Here is an 18,157-nt window from a genome sequence, read left to right as displayed (position 1 = left end):
CGGGCTGGGTGTTCGTCAGTATCCGGCGACGCCAACATCAAGTCAAGTATCTTTACTTTACTAGATTTTGTGGCACGCTGGGCCGCAGACCGGACGGTCCGGTGCACGTCCGGCACTACGATCGAGGCCCGTGACAGCCAAAAGCGCCACCCTTGCCACCTTGCGCGAACTCAACGCGCGCGCCGTTCTCGACGCCCTCGTGCGCGAGCCCCGGCTGTCACGGGCCGAGGTCGCCCGCCGTCTCGGCATGTCGAAGCCGACCGCGAACCACGTCATCGAGGCCTTGGTCGCGGCCGGTTTGGTCCGCGAGGCGGCCCGCCCGACGGACGGGCTGCACTACGGGGCCGTGTTCTATGAGCCGGCCTTCGACGCCGGCCATCTGCTGGGCATCGACCTCGGGGCCGGCGTGGTCCGCGGCGCCCTGGCCGACCTCAACGGCACCGTGCTCGCCCGGTACGACCATCCGCGCTCGGGGACCGGCGCCGAAGCGCTGCGCGCCGACGCCGCCGCGGTTCTCGAACAGGTGACCCGATTAGCGGAGACGACCCCTGAGACCGTGCTGGGCACGGTGGCCGCCGTGGCCGGGATCGTGGAGCCGGGTTCCGGCCGCATCCGGGTCAGCAGCGAGCCGGAATGGGAGGACCACCCGATCGTGGACACTCTCAGCCCCGTGCTTCCCCATCTCCTGGACGTCGACAACGACGTCAACCTGGCCGCGCTCGGCGAGCTGCGGCGCGGCGCGGGGCGGGAGAGCGGAGACTTCGCGTTCCTGTCGCTCGGCTCGGGCGTCGGCGCCGGCCTGGTCCTCGACGGCCGCCTGCGCCGCGGCCACCACGGCGCCGCCGGAGAAGTCGACTACCCGGGCCGGCTCCCCTTCGCCCCCGAAAGTCCGGCGGCGGACTCCCTGCGCGACCTCATCGCCACCGCTCACCGGGCCGAGTCCCGAGCGGGCCGGATTCCCCCGGGGCAGGAGCCGCCGACCCCGCAGACCTTGTTCGAACAGGCCCGGCAGGGCAACGGTTTCGCCTTGCGGACGGTGGCCGAGCAGGCCCGCCGGGTCGCGGCGTCGATCGCGATGATCGCCCTGGTGGTGGACGTCCCGCTGGTGGTTGTGGGCGGAGAGCTCGGTGCCGACGGCGCGGTGCTCCTGGACCCGCTGCGCACCCGGCTGAAGGAAATGGTCCCGTTTCCGCCCCGGGTCCAGATCTCGGAGCTGGGCGACGCCGCGGTACTGGTCGGGGCGGTGTCAGTGGCGGCGGCGACCGTGTGGCCGCGGCTGGTCACCGAGCGGCTCACCGGCGCAATTTGAGTAATCAGTCGTTATCAGAATTCCGCCGAAGCACGGCGCCCGTCAGTTCCCTTCCAACGCGGCGGCGGCCAGCGCCAGCGCCCCGGCCACCGGCGGCCGGTCAAGGATCGCCACCGCCAGATCGGGGTGCGAGCGGTTCAGCTCGGCGACGAAGCGATCCCGCAGGCGGGGCTGCGCGGTGATCACCGAGCCGCCGGCGACCACCCGGTCGGCGGGGACGTCGAGGTCGAGCAGCCGTCGGACGCAGTCGGCCAGATCGACCGCGGCCTGCTCGACGACGGCCGCCGCCAGCGGCGAGCCGGCGTCGGCGGCGGCGAACACCACCGGGGCGTGGCGGCCCCAGGACTCGGCGGTGCTGCCGCGGGTGACGGCCATGGCCAGGTCGGCGGGGTCGGCGATCCCGAACGCGGCGAGCATGGCCGGGACCAGCGGGTCGGCGGTCTCGTGCCGGTCCAGGGCGTCCAGCACCGCGCGGACCGCCTCGCGGGTCAGCGCGGCCGCGCCGCCCTCGTCGCCGAGGACCCAGCCCCAGCCGCCGGAGCGGACCAGCCGGCCGTCCTCGTCGCGGGCCACGGCGATCGCGCCGGTGCCCGAGACCACGCCGATGCCCGGGGTGCCCAGCGCCCACGGCATCAGCTCGGCGTCGTTGACGACGCGGACCGGTCCGGAGCGGTGCGCGGCGATGGACGAGGCCAGCGCTGCGCACTGCTCGGTGCTGTCGCAGCCGTGCGCGCCGACCCCGAGCGGGACGGCGGCGGCCGCCCGGCCCAGGCGCTCGGTGACCAGCCCGGCCAGCGCCGGGCCGTCGAGCTGCGGCCGGCCGGTGCGCCACTGCGGCGTCGGGACGACCGCCTCGCGCAGGATCCTGCCGCCGGCGGACAGGGCGAGGTGCGTCTTGGTGCCGCCGACGTCGATCCCCGCGACGGCGTCCGGAAGCAGCGCGTCCATGGAGTCGATCATGGCAGCGGCCCTCACGACGCGCTCGCGGTCGTGAAGTCGGCCGGATCCAGGCCGCCCTGCTTGGTGTCGTCGTTGGCGAACACGAACGACTCGACCGGCACGTCCCGCGCCTCGGCCAGCGCCGCCGCGAGTTCCTGCGCCACGACGGTCTCCAGCACCGCCCGCACGCCCGGAGCGCTGCGCGGCAGCGCGACGACGTGCAGGTCGCCGACCGGCTCGACCGGCTCGGCCGTCACCAGGACGCTGCGGTGCCCGGCCCGGGCCAGCGTCCGCGCGAGCTCGATCTCGCGGCCGTCGCCGAACACGACGTGCAGGGTGCGGCCTGCCGACTCCATCTCCCCGTGCAGGTAGGTGCGCGTCGGGGAAGCCGCGGCGGTGAGCCGCGCGACCTCCCGCAGTAGGAGCGCGCCTTCCTCGGCGGCGGCCCGGGACGCCCCGGAGGCGACGAAGTCGGCGGCGTACGCCTCGGCCGCGCGCCCGGCGACCACGGCGGCGACCGGGACGGCGGTGGCGCGCGCCGCCTCGACCAGGGTGCCGACGGCCGACCAGCCGACCTCGGACCAGCCGACCTCGGACCACCCGGCGCCGCTGTGGCCGGCCGCCGCCGCGGCGATCAGGTCGAGCGCGACGATGGTGCCGGTGAAGCCGACGGTGGAGGCGAAGGAGTCGGCTTCGTCGCCGAGGCCGACGGTAAGGTCGGCGGCGGCGGCCAGCGGGGAGTCGGAGACGTTGACCACGGCGATCCGCGCCGGGCCGCTCACTTGCTCGAAGGCCGCGAGGGTCTCGGTGCTGCGGCCGCTCTGCGAGATCCCGATCAGCAGGTCGGCGCCGACGCCCCCGGGCTGGTCGGCGGCCTCGTCGGCGCGCATCCGCTGGGCCGGGATCCGCGCGGCGCGCAGCGCGTGGACGGGGACGGCGGCCGCGGCGTAGGAGGCGCCGATGCCGGTGAACAGCGGGCGGGCGGCGGCGGTCAGGGCGGCGGGCCGCTCGCCGAGCTGGGCCCGCACGTGGGCGACGATGCGGCCCAGGGCGGCGGGCTGGGCGTCGCGGCCCTCGCGGAAGGTGATGCGCGAGCCTGTCATGAGTCGTCCTACTCCTCGGGTGGTGCAGTGGTGGTGGCAGTGCGTTGCGAAGCCGCGGCGGGTGCGGATGCCGCTGCCGGTGCGGGGGTGGATATGAGTGTTGTGAATGTGCTCCGGCCGGGGGCGGGTCAGGTCGGGTCGGGTCAGGAGGCTGAGGCGACGGCCAGCAGGAACCACCCGGTGTGGGGGATCCATTGCTCGGCCCAGCGCCAGCCGTCGCCTTCCGGGGCGTCGGCGGGCAGGAACGCGATGTCGTTCTCGTCCGTGTAGCCGGACGTGATCCCGTTGACGATGCCGCCGGGCAGGTTGGGGAAATCGCTGTGGTAGTCGACGTTGCCCCGGCCGCGCCCGGCGAGCAAGCAGGCGTCGAACGGGTTGCGGCCGAGGATCCAGGCGAGTTGGTCGTCGGCGAAGGCGGCGAGCCGGGCGCGCCGGTCGTCGGTGAGAAGGTCGCCGGCCTGTCGGAGCACCGCGGCGGCCGCTGCGGACAGCGAGGCGATCCCGGCGTTCTCCCCCTGCCACCAGTAGCCGGTCTCGTTGCTGTGCGGGAAGAAGAAGGCGTCCTTGGCCGGGCCGTCGAGCGGCTGGACGCGCTGGCGCGGGTAGCCGAACGGGTTCGGGACGGCGTCGGTGCGGCGCACGACGTCGCAGAGGGCTTCGACGGCCAGCTCCCGGGCGGCCTCGGCGTGCCGGGCGAACGGCAGGACCTCGGCGAAGCGCAGCAGCGCCAGGATCGGCAGGCCCGGCTCGGCGGCGTGGAAGAAGGGCCGCTCCTCGGCGTCGGCGGCGAACCAGCCGGGGCCGCCATCGGCGGGGCGGCGGTAGCGGGCGATCAGGTTCGCAGCGCGCCGGTCGGCGGCGACCACCGCGTCGGCGCTGTCGGTGTGGTCCTCGGCCGCGACGAGTTCGACCGCCGCCAGGAGCGCGCAGTAGTCGTCGAGGACGGTCTCGGCGCCGTCCCACAGATAGTCGGTGTTGTGCTTCTCCAGGTGGGCGAAGCCGGCCCGGGCTGCCCGCAGGTATTCGGCGCGGGGGAAGTCGCCGTCGTCGTCGGCGCGCGAGGCGCGCGCCAGCGCCGCGATCGCCAGGCCGCCGCCGTGCCGGTATGCGGCCTGGTAGCGGTCGGTACGCACGCAGTCCGGCAGCGGCGCGTTGATCACGCGCTCGTCGAGCTGCTTGGTGAGCGCGTCGAAGATGCCGACGTAGAAGTACCCGGCGGGGTCCTGGAAGCGGACCAGGAAGTCGGCACCCCACAGGGCTTCGTCGCGCAGCCGTGTGCTGAGCGAGCGGGTCAGCGCCGGGTGCTGTTCGGCGAGGGCGTCGCGGGCGGCCAGCATGGCCCAGGCGCACAGCGGCGTCTGCTGCGGGCTCATGGTCCGGGTGTAGGTGAGGTGGCTGAGGAACTTGCTGGTGTCGCCGCTGGCGTCGAGCCAGCCGCCGCGCGCGTCGACGGTGCGGCCGGAGTCGTCGCCGAAGAAGGCGGCGGTGCGGTCCTTGCGGTCGATCTCGCCGGAGGAACGCATGGCTTTGAAGTAGGCCAGGACGTCCGACATGGTCTGCCGTTGGACGCCGTCGGGTTCGACGGCGAACGGCTGCGAGACGGCGGTGGTGCCGTCCGGGGCGAGGGCCCGCACGGCGTACCGGCCGGCGGGGAGGTCCGGGGGAAGCTCGCAGCGGACGAACGGTCCGACCGTCCAGCCCGGCACGGTCTGGACCGGGCCGATGGCCAGGTCGCGGCCTGCGGCGGTCGCGATGGTCTCGGCGGTCGTGCCGGTCTCGATCGCCTCGGCGGCCTCGGCAGCCGTGACGACCTCGACCCGCGCCGGAGCCACGCCGTCCGGCACGGCGACCACGACCGCGCCGCCGCGCCCGGCGCCGTAGCCCAGGTGGCCGGTCAGGATTCGGTGATCAGCCCTTGAGCGCACCTGCGAGCACCGCCCCTTCCATCTTGTTCGCGAAGAACGTGTAGAGCACGTAGACCGGGATCAGCGTCACCACGATGCCCGCGGCCAGCACGCCGTAGTGGGCCGACTGGGCCATCGACAGGGTCGGCAGTGCGACCTGGGCCGTGCGCAGGGCCTTGTCCGGGCCGATGATGACCAGCGAGAAGAAGTACTCGTTCCAGAACCCGAGGAAGTTCAGCACGGCGACGACGATGAGCGTCGGCATCACCAGCGGGAAGTAGACCGAGCGCATCAAGCGCAGGCTGCCGGCGCCGTCCAGCACGGCCGATTCCTCCAGCTCCTTCGGCACCGTCCGCATGGCCTGGGTGAGCAGGATGACCGACAGCGGCAGCGCCCCGGCCGGCAGGAAGATGATCATGAACTCGCGGGTGTGGAACAGGCCCATCCAGATCGCCAGCAGCACCGTCGGCACCAGCGCGGCGAAGCCGGGGACCAGGAAGCCCAGCGCGAACGTCCGCTCGATCAGCGCCGCGGTACGCCCGTTCGACCGGGCCAGGGCGAAGGCCGCGGGCACCGCCAGGACCAGCGTCAGGACGCTGGCGCCGACGGTCAGGTAGGCCTGGTTCACCAGGGCCGGTCCCAGTCCGGCGTCGGACATCGCCGTGCCGAAGTTGCTGAGCACCAGGCCGGAGAAGGGGTTGAACGGCGAGTTCAGGATCGCGGTGTTGCTCTTGAAGGCGGAGATCACCAGGTAGTACACCGGCACGAGCAGCAACACGACGTAGCCCCACACGCCGAAGTGGGCGAGGTATTTCAACGGCCCGCTGCGCTGGAGCGGCCCGCGGGCGCGGACACGGGCGGCGCGGGGGCCGCGGATGGGTCGGCGGTTCACGGCCGGCTCCCCTTTCTCGGAGGTTCGTGGTCTCGGGAGGCCATCGCGGATCAGTAGTTCTGCCGGAACAGCCGGCGGATGCCCAGCAGCCCCGCGACGCCGACGACGAACAACATGACCGCGACGGCCTGGCCGTAGCCGACCTTCGACTGGTTGAAGGAGTAGTCGTAGACGAGGTACGACAGGTTGACGGTGGAGTAGCCCGGTCCCCCGCGCGTCAGCAGCAGGACGACCGCCGCCGAGGAGAACAGCGTCCACAGGAACTGGAGCATCGTCACGACGCCGACGAACTCCCGGCACACCGGCCACGCGATCAGCCACATCCGCCGCCAGTGCCCGCAGCCGTCGATCTCGGCCGCCTCGAAGATCTCGGCGGACACGGAGTTGAGACGGGAGGCGAGCATCGCCGCCGACACCGACATCGAGGACCAGACGATGACCACGAGGATCGCGATCGAGGCACTGGAGGACTGCGCGAGCCACGGCTTGGCCGCACTGCCCAGGCCCAAGTTCTGCAACAGGCCGTTGACCAGCCCCGACGGCGCGAAGACCCCGACGAACACCATCGCCAGCGCGGGCGCCGACAGCAGGACCGGGGTGAACAGCACGGCCCTGACGAACCGATGGCCGCGCGGACGCAGCGACAGGTAGTACGCGATCATGAACGCCCCAGCGATCACCACCGGCAGCGTCACCACCAGCTGCACCAGCGTGTTCGTGACGGCCTGGTGGAACTCCTGCCGGGCAAACAGCCGGCCGAAGTTCCGGAAACCGACATAGGTCCGCGGCGCGATCAAGCCGCGCCAGTCGGTCAGCGAGTAGTAGAAGAGGCTGACCAACGGGCCGACGGTGAACAACAGGAACCAGCCCAGGGCGGGCAAGGTGAAGCCGAGCGGAGCCAGGTCGCGCAACCTCCGCGAACGGCGCGGACGGCGCGGGGCGGCAGCGGCCTCGGAGCGCGCCGCCGCCGGCATGGCCGCTCTGTCATCGGTGGTGGTCACCGGGATGCCTTCCTTCGGGCGGGGCTACGGGGTCGGGCCTTGGGGTTCGGATCTTGGGGGCTGGCTTGCGGGATCGGCCGACAGGGCCGGGCCGGCGCGGCCGGACGGGTCTCAGGTCCGTCCGGACACGCCAGGCCGGGCCGAGCCGAGCCGGGACCGGATCAGGCCGGGACCGGACTCTGACCAAAAACCAGGCCGAGGCCAGGACCAGGTCAGGGCTAGGTCGGAGCCACGGCCAGGCCAGGGTCGGGGCCCGGGCCCGAACCAGGCCAAGGCCAGTTCCAGGCCGGGGCCCGGGCCAGAGCCAGGACCGGCGCCAGGTCGGGACCGGGCTTGGGCGAGTCGGCCCGACCGGCCTGAGCGGTACCGACCCGCGCCTACTTCGCGGCCTGGTACACCTGGTCGACCGCGGCGCAGATGGCCTTCGAGTCGTTGCCCTTGGTGAACGCGGTCGAGGTCGCGTGGTACATCGGGTTGCCGACGTCGGCCGGGACGTAGAGGTCGGGCATGACGGCCCAGTCCACGTTCTTCGGCAGGTCCGACACCGAGGCGGCCAGCAGGGGGTTGGACACCGCGGAGGTGTCGACCTGGGTCCCCACCGGGGGGACGACGCCGCCGTCGGTGACCATCGCCTTGAGCACGGCGGGCTGGTACATGAACTGGATCAGCTTCTTGACCGCGTCGGACTTCTTCGCGCCGTTCGGGCTGATCCACCAGCCGGCCGAGGTCGAGCCCTCGTAGGCGGTCGGCTTGGTGTAGGGGCCGCCCGGGACGGTCGGCAGGCCGCCGAGCATGGTGGTCGGGAGCACGGAGGCGTCGGTGGACAGGTAGCTCCAGGAGCCCATCGGCGCGACGGCCGCCTTGCCGCTCATGTACAGCGCGGTGGCCTGGTCCGCGGACAGGCCCTCGACGCCGTCGACGAAGACGCCCGCGTCGCGGAGCTTCGTGAACAGGTCGATGCCCTTCATGGCGTCGGCGTTGGAGCAGGTGCCGCCCTGTGCGAAGACCTTCTTGGCCTCCTCGGCGGGCATGTACGACTCCATAATCTGGAGGAAGATCTTCTGTCCGGACCAGTCGTTGCCGCCGATCGCCACCGGGCCGACGCCGGCCGCCCGCAGCTTCTTGGCCGCGTCGACGAGCTCGTCGACGGTGGTCGGGATCGTGATCCCGTTCTTGTCGAACAGGGCCTTGTTGTACCACCAGGGCCAGGTGAAGCCCGCGTAGGGGAAGCCGCGCAGCTTGCCGTCGGAGTCGGTCCAGTCGGTGATCGCGCTCGCCGGGATCTTGTCGGTCAGGCCCCACTGGGACAGGTAGTCGCCGACCGGCTGGACGGCGCCGTTCTTGACCCAGTCGAGCTGCTTCTCCAGCAGGCCGACGAGCAGGACGTCGGCTTCCTTCCCGGCCAGCAGCGAGGTCTCGTAGACCTGGTTCAGGTCGTCGCCGTTCTCCAGGACCTTGACCTTGATGCCGGTCTGCGCGGTGAAGTCGGCCAGGGCCTTGGTCAGCGGCTTGTTCTCCTGGCCGCCGGTGGTCCAGTTGGTCTGCAGGACGATCTCGTCGGCCGAGCCGCCCGAGCCCGCCGCGCCCGAGCCGCCGCCGCTGCTGCCGCCGCCGCAGGCGGTGGCGCTCGCCGCCAGCGCCGTGGCGCAGGCCGCGACGGCCAGACGGCGTCCAGTTCGTACCGATATCCGCATGGGTGATCCTCCACGACGAGGCGCCGCCGGCGGGCCGCCCCGGCGCAGTGCGATCAAGGTATGCGGTGATCTGCGATTGGTCAACAGTGGTATGCATTTTCGTGATCCAGCGTTTGCCTCACAGTCCATAGTTCGTGCCGCTTCAACCCTCATCACGCGAGGAATCGGCGCGCGCCACGCAGACCAGCATCGCCAAGTGGTAGCAAGTGGTATGTTTTCAGCGCACCACGCGGGGACGGCACGTCCCGCGCGGTCCCGTCCCCCACCAGCCGTCCGCCGCGGAGGCCCTGATGAGTACCGAGCGCACCGCTCACGCCGAGCGCATCGACCCGGCGCCGCCTCGCGTGCCGCAGCGGGACACCGGCGCCGATCCGTTGTGGTCGCAGGCCGCCGACGCCGTCCTGGACCTGATCGACTCCCGCGGACTGGCCTCCGGCGCCAAGCTCCCGCCGGAGCGCGAGCTGTGCGCGCGGCTGGACGTCTCGCGGGTGACGCTTCGCAAGGCCCTGAACAGCCTGGTCGACCGGGGCGTGCTCACCGCCTCGCACGGCCGCGGCTGGTTCGTGGCGACCCGGCCCACGGCGCGGGAATGGCCGAACGACCTGGAGTCGTTCTCGGCCACCGCGCGCAGCAAGCACATGACCGCGCGCTCACTGGTGCTGCGCCAGGACCAGCGGGCCGCGACCCTGGACGAGGCCGAGCGGCTGGACATCCCGGCCGGCACGCCGCTGTTCCGGCTGGAGCGCGTCCGGCTGCTCAACGAGGTGCGCATAGCGGTGGACCGCTGCCTGCTCCCGCTGGCCACCGCGCCGCGGCTGGCCGGCGTCGACTTCACCAGCGCATCGCTGTTCGCCGAGCTCCGGGCCGACGGGGTCGAACTGGACCGCTCGGTGGTGACCATCGAGTCGCGCTCGGCCGACGAGGTGCTGGCCGCGCACCTGGAGATCCCGGTCGGCGGCCCGATCCTCGCCCTCGATCAGCTGGTGTACACGCGGGAGCAGGTGCCGGCGATGCTGTCGACGGTGGAGTACGCGGGAGAGCGGTACCGGCTGCGGACCACGTTCCGGCAGCGGTGACGGGTGGGCCTCACTCTCCGGAGAACCTCACGCTCCGTAGAGCTCACGCCCCGGAGTGAAGGTACGCCGCCCACAGCGACGGCAGGTTACGAAGTCCGGGTCGACCGCGCAGAGCACGGATCGCGTGGTGCAGCGCCCCGGCCGACCGGGAGAAGTCGAAGTCTGCGTCGTCCGGGGCGGGATCGGAGTCCGGCCCGAGGCGGAGATAGCGGTAGAAGCTCTCGGCAACGGTAAGGGCGATCGGGTCGTAGATCGGCCACAGAGTCGCGATGACGTGGGGAAACCCGGCGAACTGGAAAGCGTTCGCCAGGTGAATGGACTCGTCGAGCAGACGCTGGTCCGCGTGGAAGGCCGTGTGGCACGCGGACAGGTAGGCGATCTGGGCGTGATCGAGGCGCAGCGGGGCGAGCCGCGTGACCGTCAACGGGCTGGTCGCGTGGTCGTGGAGCAGCAGGTGGCTGTCCGACGGGTTGGTGGGGTCGAACGCGCCGTGGCAGGCGAAGTGCGCGATGGTGCTGTGGCGCAGCTGGTCGCGGACCGCGGGCCAGGTGGGCGGCTGGGACTCGCTGAGCACGACCGGCCTGGGCAACACGGCGGCCAAGAGAGCTGCTTCTCGGGCGGCGAGGGGCAGAGGCGGCGGTTCGGGCCTGCCGGGTGCCGCCGGTGTGGTCGGCATGGCGACGATCAGGGATCTGCTTTGGGATCCGCCTTGGCCCGTCGCGGCGGTGGCGGCCTTCTGCCGGGCATAGCGCAGGGCTCTGATCGTCGGGGTATAGGAGGAGATCACGCGGTCGATGACGGCCTGGCCGGCATGCGCCTCGTCGTGCCAGCCGGCCGCGTGCAACGGCAGCAGGCCCAGGAGGCCGCCGGTCGCCCACCAGACCCTCGGCCACGCCCCGTCCCCCTCCCCAGGGGTGGAGTCGTGGCCGAGCGCGATGAGAACGGGTTCGGCGACGTCTTCCCAGAGGCGGACCAGGGCTTCGCGGATCGTGTTCTGGGCTTCGCGGCGCTCGGCGGGGCTCACGTCCAGGCTGCCGGCCAGCTCCAGGGCGCCGTGGAACTGGATGGCGAGCAGCGTCAGCGAGGTCGAACTCACCGAGGGCAGCGGCAGCGCCGTGATCCCGTCCGTGGTGAGGAGCAGGGCGTCGCTACGTATGTCGGTGATGTTGAACGTCACAATGGCACCGTCCGCAGCATCACCCAGCAGTTCCTCGATGGACGGCAGGTCGGCGAAGGTCGCGAAACCCGGGACCGAGCGGATCTGCCGGACCAGGTCGTCGAACTCCGCCGCCTCGGACGAATCCTGACCCGGTTCGGCCGAAGCCGCCTCGCCGCCGATCGCCACGGGCCGATCGATCCTGGCGCGCAGTTCGGCATAGCGCCGCGCCAGGTCCGCGTGCCGATGCCCGAGCCGGGCCAGGTCCGGTTCGACCTCCAGGGTCTGGTTCAGCAGAACGGTCCGGCCGGCTTCGAGATCCCGCAGGGCCCGAGCGGCGCGCTCCGTCGCGGAGAGCGAGAGGTCTGACAACGTCAGCGCCGCGGCGTCGGCAGCGAGTCCGGCGACTTCACCGAGCGCGAACTGCTGGTCGGCGCGGGCCAGGCGGCGCGGAGCGAGATCCGGCAGCAGGCCGACCGCGGAGTGCAGGAGGTCCGCCATCGCATGCGCGTCTTCGGCTCCGCCGAGGTCCGCCGCCAGTCTCGCCGCCTCGATGCGCTCCGACGGCGACGCTCCCGGCACTTCGAGGGCCGCGGTCCAGACGGCCAGGGCTTCCAAGCGGTCTTCTCGCGCGCCTCGCCACTCGAACCTGGACTTCAGCGACTTGCCCAGATTCACCAGAGCCTGCGCACGCACCTGGTGGTCGAGCGCACACTGCACCGCTGCCCGTTCCACTTCCACGCACTCGTCGAGGTCCGTCGACGAGGCAATCGCCCGGGCCCTGGCCGCCAAAGCGGTGCCGAGCCCGAGCAGGTACATGGCGCGGCGCCGGTGGACGGCCGGGGTGATGTCCACGGAGGTGCGAGCGGCGTCCACGGCGTCGTCCAGATCGGCCAGATTCTGCGGGTCCTGAACCGGCGGGTCCTGATCCTGCACGGCCTGATCCGGCACGGCCTGATCCTGCATGGCATCCTGCACGGCCTGGGCCAGCGCAACGCGCGTGATGAGGTAGTGAGACAGATTGCCCAGCCGCCGACCGAGGTCGGGGTGGGCCGGCGGCGTGGCGTTGACGGAGGCCCGGGCCGCGAAGATCGCCGCGTCCAGGTCCGTCGAGTTCCGTGTCCGGAGGAATCGGCGATGCAGCGTGGCCGCGTAGTTGGCGCCACGGCGCGCGTAGTCGGGGTGGGTGTACAGCGTGGCGGTGACGGCATCGCGCCCCGTCTCGACCGCCTCGTCCAGATCCGCCATCGCCCCCAGCCGCTCGTACCGGTAGCGCAGGGCGATGCTGAGTCGGGAGACGTAGCCCGGGCGGTCCGGGCTCGGGTCCGGCGTGGCGTCAAGGGCGGCGCGCAGGGCGTCGATCGCCTCGTCGAGCTCGGCCAGCGTGCCGTCTCGTTCGTACCGCGCGATCAGCACGCTGGCGAGGATCGACAGCCGCCGAGGGCGGTCCGGCTCGCCGAGCATGGTGGCCGCCATGGCCGCCCGGATGATGCTGTGGGCCTGGTCCAGATCCTCGTCCTGGCCGGCGCGCTCAAAGCGCACCGCGTACACGCCGGCCAGGTTGACCAGGACCAGCGTGCGATCCGGGCTGTCGGGACCGGCCAGCTCCAACGCGGTGTGCAGGGAGCTCATAGCCTCCGCCAGATCCTCCGCGGTGTCGGACTCGTTGAACCGGGCGGACAGGGCGGTCGCCAGATTCGTGTGGATGATGAGCCGGCCGGCGTCGTCGGTCACCGCGGACACGGCGTCCCGCGAGGCCTGCACGGCGACGTCCAGGTTCTCCATGACCCCGGTCCGCCGGTACCGGACCAGCATCAGCTCCGTCACACCGGCTTGCGCCATCGTGCGCCGGTCGTCGTCCAGTCCGGGCCGGGCCACGACCGCGCGCAGCACCTGGATTGCCTCGTCCTCCAGGCCGGGGACACCGGTTCGGTCGAACTGGTCGGCCAGATAGACACCCAGCGTCAGCTGGTACTCGCCCTGCTCGGGATGGTCGGACGGCAAACCGCCGACAGCCTGCCGCAAGGCCTCGATCGCACGGCCCTGATCGTCGGTGGCGTCGGTCCGCTTCACCCGCTGCACCCACGCGTCCGCCGCCATTTCGAGGCGATCGTCACGGTCGCGGACAAGCTGGAGGGACTCCTGAAGCGCACTGTCGGCTCCGGTCCGCGCGAACAGGAGGGTCAGGGCGGCGGGCAGGTCCGACGGATCGTCGTCGTGGGGAATGCGGCGCGCCGTGAGAGCCAGCCGGGCACGGATGGCCGCGACGACGGCCTCGATGTCCGCCGGGGCGTCGGACCGCTTGTAACGCTCGTACAGCATCAGCTTGAGACGCCGCAGGCAGCTCACTTGATCCCACGGCCGGATCCGGGCAACGTCCACGGCGGTGTTCGTAGCCTCGATCGCCGCGTCGAGGTCGGCGGGGTCATCGGTCCGTTCGAAGCGGAAGTAGAGCACCACACCGAGGTTCCCCATGATGACGCCGTGCTCCCACCCGGTCGGGTCGGACGCGGCCAGAATACGCCGGAACAGGCCGATGGCCTCGTCCAACGCCTCGACCCCCGGGCTTTCCCTGGCCCTGTCGACACTCGCTTTGGCCGCGTCTTGCACCGCCGTGGCCAAAGCGGGCTGGAACTCGACCGGGATGACCTCCAGAGCATCGGAGCGGCCGAGGAACACCGGAAGCAGGACCCGGACCGCGCTCTTGACCTCCCGAGCCTGACGGCGGGACGACACCGCGTGGTAGCGCCGCTCGTAGAGCCGGCCCAGCAGGATCCGGGCCTCGAAGGATTCCGGGGAGGTCTCCGGCCGGTCGGCGAGCGCCGCGACCAGTGCCGCGGCTGCCCGCTCGGCATCGGCGTCGAGCACGCGGTGCCGATCCTTCGGCCGGGAGGAGGCGGTCAGCACGGCTTCCACCGCCGCGATCTCTCGTTCCAGCGATGGCATCGAGCCGCCCCCGATCAAGCGTCCGGCTCTGGTCGAGCCGTCCGCTTCCCATACTGGCTGTCAGCTCGCGCTCCCGTCGAGCATCGGCGCGGCGAGGTACTGCCTAGGGATGCCGAACGCGTCGACCAGCGTCCGCGCATGCGGCCGCAGCTCGGCGCACAGCGTGTTCACCGCGGCGATGACCGCCTTCGAGCGGCCGGCGCTCAGCCGGCCGTGTTCCAGGAACCAGGCGCGGTCCGCCTCGATGTTCGCCAGCGCATAGAGGTCGCAGACCCGTTCCAGCAGTGCCTTGGCACCGGGGTCCGGGCAGCGGTCGATGGCGCGGACGAACGCCTCCAGCACCAGCCGGTCGGTGTGGACGCGTCCCGCCCGCAGAACATGGTCCTGAGCCGCGTTGAACACGCCGAACGGATTGTCGCCGGCCTTGCGGAGGCGATCGGCCACGCTTTCCAGAACGTGCTGCTCGCGGTCCTCGAACAGTTTCACCTGCCAGTCCCGGTCGAACAGCGCCTCGCGGTCGTCGCCCTCGGTCAGCCGGTCGAGCACCTTCCGGGCCGCGGTCCGCTCGGCCACCGCACCGAGTACGCGTTCGGCCACGATGCGGGCGGTGGCCAGCGGGCTCAGGTTCTGGAACGAGTCCTTGTAGTCGGTCAGGAGCCCTTTGGCCACGAGCTGGAGCAGAACCGTGTTGTCGCCCTCGAAGGTGGTGAAGACGTCGGTGTCGGCCTTCAGCCCGGGCAGCAGGTTCTCGGCCAGGTAGCCTGCTCCGCCGCAGGCCTCCCGGGCAGCCTGGATGGTGCGGGTGGCGTGCCAGGTGTTGGCGACCTTCATCCCGGCCGCGCGGGACTCCAGCCGGCGCTGCTCCTCCTCGGGCGCGTCGGCACCGGTGTCGTGCAGCGCGGCGACGAGTTCGTCCTGGGCGAAGTGCAGCGCGTAGGTCGTGGCCAGGGCGGGCAGCAGTTTGCGCTGGTGACCGAGGTAGTCCAGGACCACGACCTCCTCGCCGTCCGGCTTCGTGAACTGCCGCCGCAGCTCCCCATAGCGGACGGCGAGCGCCAGCGCCCGCTTGGTCGCGCTGCCCGCGCTCCCGCCCACGCTGACGCGGCCGCGGATCAGTGTGCCGAGCATGGTGAAGAAGCGGCGGGCGTCGCTCTCGATCGGGCTGGTGTAGGTGCCGTCGGGGGCCACGTCGCCGAACCGGTCGAGCAGGGCGTCGCGCGGGATGCGGACGTGGTCGAAGCCCAGGCGTCCGTTGTCGACGCCGTTGAGGCCGGCCTTGGGGCCGCAGTCCTCGATGGTGACGCCGGCAGCGGCCGTGCCCGCGTCGTCGCGGATGGGGACCATGAAGGCGTGGACGCCGCGGGAGTCGCCACGGGTGACGAGTTGTGCGAACACCACAGCCATGCGGCCGTCCCGGGCGGCGTTGCCGATGTACTCCTTCATCGCGTCGCGGTCCGGGGTGTGCACGACGAACTCGCCGGCGTCCGGGTCGTAGGTCGCGGTGGTGCGCAGGTGCTGGACGTCGGAACCGTGGCCGTGCTCGGTCATCGCGAAGCAGCCGAGCAGGTCCAGGTCTTTGATACGGCGCAGGTAGCGCTCGTGGTGCGGCGCGGTGCCGAGCAGCTGCACCGCGCCGCCGAACAGGCCCCACTGCACGCCGGCCTTGACCATCAGGGACAGGTCGCCGAAGCCGAGCATCTCGAAGGAGACGACCGAGCCGCCGATGTCGCCCCCGCCGCCGTGAGCCTTGTCGAAGCCGAGGCCGGGGCGGTCGGTCGCGGTGAGCGCCTGGAGCTGGTCGAGGACCCGGGCGCGGTGGGCCTCCACGGTCAGGCCGATCGGGTCCTGATAGGGCTCGCCACCCATCTGGGCCCGGAGGTCCGCGCGGAGGGCGGCCCAGCGGCCGTCCAGCAGCGAGGTCAGGGCCGGGACCAGCGTGGCCGGCGCGTCCGGGTCGGTGTGGGCGGCTTGGGCGGCTTGATCGGTTACTGGCGGCATCGCACGCTCCTCCGTTGTGGCAGGCAGGCTGGCCACCTCATGGTAATCAACGTTGTGATAGCGGGCCGGGCGTCGGGCCGGGCTACGGGGCTACGACCCCAGGCCGACGCCGGGCAGCGGCTCCGGAGTGGGCGACGGCGTCGGCACCGGTCCGGGTCTCGGCGGCTCAGGGTCCGGGAACGGCACCGGCCGGTCGGGATTCGGCGGGACCGGAGTCGGAGTCGGCGGCGGAATCGGATTCGGGACCGGGGGCGGCCCCGGCGTCGGCGGCTGCGGTTCGGGTCCGTCGGGATGGCCCGGAGGCAGCGGCACCGGCGGGACGGTGTCTTCGGCCACAAGGATGGTGGACATGGTGGTTCCTCCTCCGCGAGTTCGTCGCTGGGCCCCGCGTGCCCGAGACCGCGGCGATGAAACGGGTCTTGACACAGAAGGCGCTCTGAACTGCGAAGCGAGGCCGCCGGCAGCCGGCCGTCCCGCGACAGAGGTCTGCCGTCCCGATACGATTCCGGACGGCCCGCGAACGGCGCGGGACGTCCCGACTCCCCCGACTCCCACTCCCCTCCCGGCCGAGGTACTCCCCCGGCTCGCTTGAGTAGACGCACCGTTGCGTCTACTCTAACTCCGAACCCGCGGCGGCGCCCGCCCGGATCGAACGAGGAGCGACATGATCGACCGACCGCATCGCAACAAAGCTCTGCTCGTCGCCGGGTGCTTCTTCATGGAGATGCTCGACGGCACCATCGTCACGACCGCCGCGCCGCAGATGGCCCGGTCGCTGCAGGTCGGCTCGGCGGCGATCGGGCTGGTGATCACCTCGTTCCTGATCGCGCTGGCCGCGCTGATCCCGTTGAGCGGCTGGCTCACGCAGCGCTGGGGCACGCGGCCGGTATTCCTGGCCGCGATCGCCATCTTCACCCTGGCCTCGCTGGGCTGCGCTCTCAGCACGACGTTGCCGGTGCTGATAGCCATGCGGGTCCTGCAAGGCCTCGGCGGGGCGATGATGGTGCCGGTCGGCCGGCTGATCGTCCTGGCCGGGGCGGAGAAGACCGACCTGATGCGGCTCATGGCCTACATCGTGTGGCCCGGCCTGATGGCGCCGGTGGTGGCGCCGCTGGCCGGCGGGTTCATCACCACCTATGCCTCCTGGCCCTGGCTGTTCCTGATCAACCTCCCGCTGGGTGTCGTCGCCTTCGGCATCGCCTGGCGGGTCGTCGACGCCACGCCGCGCCAGAGCCCGCCGCCGTTGGACCGCCTCGGCGTCGTGCTGACCTGCGCCGGGCTCGGCGGCCTCACCTACGCCGCCCACCTGTTCTCCGACGCCGACATCGCCTGGACGCCCGCCACCGTGACCGCGCTGGTCTCGGCCGCTGTGCTCGCCGCCGCGATCCGGCACCTGCTGCGCGCGCCGGCTCCCCTGCTCGACATCAGGGTCCTGCGGGTGCCGACGCTGCGGGCCTCGGTCACCGGCGGCTCGCTGTTCTGGCTGGTGGTCGGCGCCGGCCCGTTCCTGCTCCCGCTGCTGTTCCAGAACGTCTTCGGCTGGAGCGCGGTGAAGTCCGGCGCGGTGGTGCTGTTCATCTTCGTCGGCAACATCGGCATCAAGCCGGCCACCACCCCGCTGCTCAACCGGTTCGGCTTCCGGCCGGTGCTGGTCGCCGCCACGCTGGTCATGGCCGCCGCCACGGCCGCCGCGGGCCTGTTCACCGCGCACACGCCGATCGTCCTGACCGCGGCGCTGGTGCTGGTCAGCGGCATCGCCCGCTCGGTGGCCCTGACCGCGTTCAGCACCGTCGCGTTCAGCGACGTGGCGCCGGAGCAGATGCGCGACGCCAACTCGATCAGCGCCACCAGCTTCCAGGTCTCGGCCGGCCTGGCCATCGCCGTGAGCACCATCGCGCTGCGGGCCGGCGGCCCGCTCGGCCGGCTGCTGCCCGGCACGCCGGACGCCGGGACCGCCTACCGCGTCGCCTTCTTCATGCTGGCCCTGGTGTCCCTGTGCGTGACCGGCGTGGCGCTGCGCATGCACCCCGACGCCGGGGCGCGGGTGCGCCGGGCCCGGACCCCGGTCCCGGCCAACGCGGGGTAGGAGCGATCCGGGTGCGGGTTGTCCGGATGCGGGTTGTCCGGGTGCGGGTTGTC

Annotated in this window: 12 protein-coding genes; 3 read left to right on the top strand and 9 right to left on the bottom strand. The window is 72.1% G+C overall.

Annotated elements, in window-relative coordinates:
- Positions 1-130 precede the first annotated feature (130 nt).
- Positions 131-1,309, top strand: coding sequence for an ROK family transcriptional regulator (locus ABD481_RS12120; RefSeq protein WP_344665692.1), 1,179 nt, complete (start codon positions 131-133; stop codon positions 1,307-1,309).
- 42 nt (positions 1,310-1,351) lie between these two features.
- Here the strand turns inward: ABD481_RS12120 and ABD481_RS12115 are convergent, their stop codons facing one another.
- From ABD481_RS12115 to ABD481_RS12090, 6 genes are all read right to left on the bottom strand, one after another.
- Positions 1,352-2,257 (bottom strand): BadF/BadG/BcrA/BcrD ATPase family protein, encoded by a 906-nt coding sequence (locus ABD481_RS12115; protein ID WP_344665691.1) that lies wholly within the window; start codon positions 2,255-2,257, stop codon positions 1,352-1,354.
- Between the two features lie 23 nt (positions 2,258-2,280).
- The gene (locus tag ABD481_RS12110; protein WP_344665690.1) at positions 2,281-3,351 is read right to left on the bottom strand and encodes an SIS domain-containing protein; all 1,071 of its coding nucleotides are present in this window, start codon (positions 3,349-3,351) and stop codon (positions 2,281-2,283) included.
- A 143-nt stretch (positions 3,352-3,494) separates the two neighbouring features.
- Entirely contained in the window at positions 3,495-5,276 is a 1,782-nt protein-coding gene (locus ABD481_RS12105; protein WP_344665689.1) for a glycoside hydrolase family 9 protein, read from the bottom strand.
- Entirely contained in the window at positions 5,260-6,072 is an 813-nt protein-coding gene (locus tag ABD481_RS12100) for a carbohydrate ABC transporter permease (RefSeq protein WP_344665745.1), read from the bottom strand. The genes ABD481_RS12105 and ABD481_RS12100 overlap by 17 nt, the downstream gene beginning before the upstream one ends.
- 125 nt (positions 6,073-6,197) lie before the next feature.
- Positions 6,198-7,148, bottom strand: a complete 951-nt coding sequence (locus ABD481_RS12095) for a carbohydrate ABC transporter permease (RefSeq protein WP_344665688.1) — start codon at positions 7,146-7,148, stop codon at positions 6,198-6,200.
- A 377-nt stretch (positions 7,149-7,525) separates the two neighbouring features.
- Positions 7,526-8,842, bottom strand: coding sequence for an ABC transporter substrate-binding protein (locus ABD481_RS12090; protein ID WP_344665687.1), 1,317 nt, complete (start codon positions 8,840-8,842; stop codon positions 7,526-7,528).
- Positions 8,843-9,132: 290 nt separating this feature from the next.
- Here ABD481_RS12090 and ABD481_RS12085 point away from each other — a divergent pair, with 290 nt between their 5' ends.
- Positions 9,133-9,918: a GntR family transcriptional regulator gene (locus tag ABD481_RS12085; protein WP_344665686.1), complete on the top strand. Its 786-nt coding sequence runs from the start codon at positions 9,133-9,135 to the stop codon at positions 9,916-9,918.
- Positions 9,919-9,961: 43 nt separating this feature from the next.
- Here ABD481_RS12085 and ABD481_RS12080 read toward each other — a convergent pair whose 3' ends face one another.
- From ABD481_RS12080 to ABD481_RS12070, 3 genes are all read right to left on the bottom strand, one after another.
- A complete protein-coding gene (locus ABD481_RS12080; RefSeq protein ID WP_344665685.1) occupies positions 9,962-14,020 on the bottom strand; it encodes a CHAT domain-containing protein in 4,059 nt (1,352 codons plus the stop codon).
- Between the two features lie 60 nt (positions 14,021-14,080).
- Positions 14,081-16,018: an acyl-CoA dehydrogenase family protein gene (locus ABD481_RS12075; RefSeq protein WP_344665684.1), complete on the bottom strand. Its 1,938-nt coding sequence runs from the start codon at positions 16,016-16,018 to the stop codon at positions 14,081-14,083.
- 90 nt (positions 16,019-16,108) lie between these two features.
- Complete coding sequence (locus ABD481_RS12070; RefSeq protein ID WP_344665683.1) at positions 16,109-16,369, bottom strand: hypothetical protein; 261 nt, start codon at positions 16,367-16,369, stop codon at positions 16,109-16,111.
- A 313-nt stretch (positions 16,370-16,682) separates the two neighbouring features.
- Between ABD481_RS12070 and ABD481_RS12065 the strand changes: the two genes are divergently transcribed.
- Positions 16,683-18,104 (top strand): MFS transporter, encoded by a 1,422-nt coding sequence (locus ABD481_RS12065; RefSeq protein WP_344665682.1) that lies wholly within the window; start codon positions 16,683-16,685, stop codon positions 18,102-18,104.
- The last annotated feature ends 53 nt before the right edge of the window (positions 18,105-18,157 follow it).

The sequence above is a fragment of the Catenulispora yoronensis genome, from assembly GCF_039531695.1.
In the GTDB taxonomy this organism is placed as follows: domain Bacteria; phylum Actinomycetota; class Actinomycetes; order Streptomycetales; family Catenulisporaceae; genus Catenulispora; species Catenulispora yoronensis.
The sequence above is the reverse complement of the archived record's forward strand: the minus strand, read 5'-3'. Positions and strand labels throughout refer to the sequence as shown.

Excerpts from the sequence above, each read along its gene's own strand:
- ABD481_RS12065 (WP_344665682.1), top strand. The coding sequence starts at position 16,683 with ATGATCGACCGACCGCATCGCAACAAAGCTCTGCTCGTCGCCGGGTGC.
- ABD481_RS12085 (WP_344665686.1), top strand. The coding sequence starts at position 9,133 with ATGAGTACCGAGCGCACCGCTCACGCCGAGCGCATCGACCCGGCGCCG.
- ABD481_RS12110 (WP_344665690.1), bottom strand. The coding sequence starts at position 3,351 with ATGACAGGCTCGCGCATCACCTTCCGCGAGGGCCGCGACGCCCAGCCC.
- ABD481_RS12070 (WP_344665683.1), bottom strand. The coding sequence starts at position 16,369 with ATGTCCACCATCCTTGTGGCCGAAGACACCGTCCCGCCGGTGCCGCTG.
- ABD481_RS12090 (WP_344665687.1), bottom strand. The coding sequence starts at position 8,842 with ATGCGGATATCGGTACGAACTGGACGCCGTCTGGCCGTCGCGGCCTGC.
- ABD481_RS12115 (WP_344665691.1), bottom strand. The coding sequence starts at position 2,257 with ATGGACGCGCTGCTTCCGGACGCCGTCGCGGGGATCGACGTCGGCGGC.
- ABD481_RS12075 (WP_344665684.1), bottom strand. The coding sequence starts at position 16,018 with ATGCCGCCAGTAACCGATCAAGCCGCCCAAGCCGCCCACACCGACCCG.
- ABD481_RS12080 (WP_344665685.1), bottom strand. The coding sequence starts at position 14,020 with ATGCCATCGCTGGAACGAGAGATCGCGGCGGTGGAAGCCGTGCTGACC.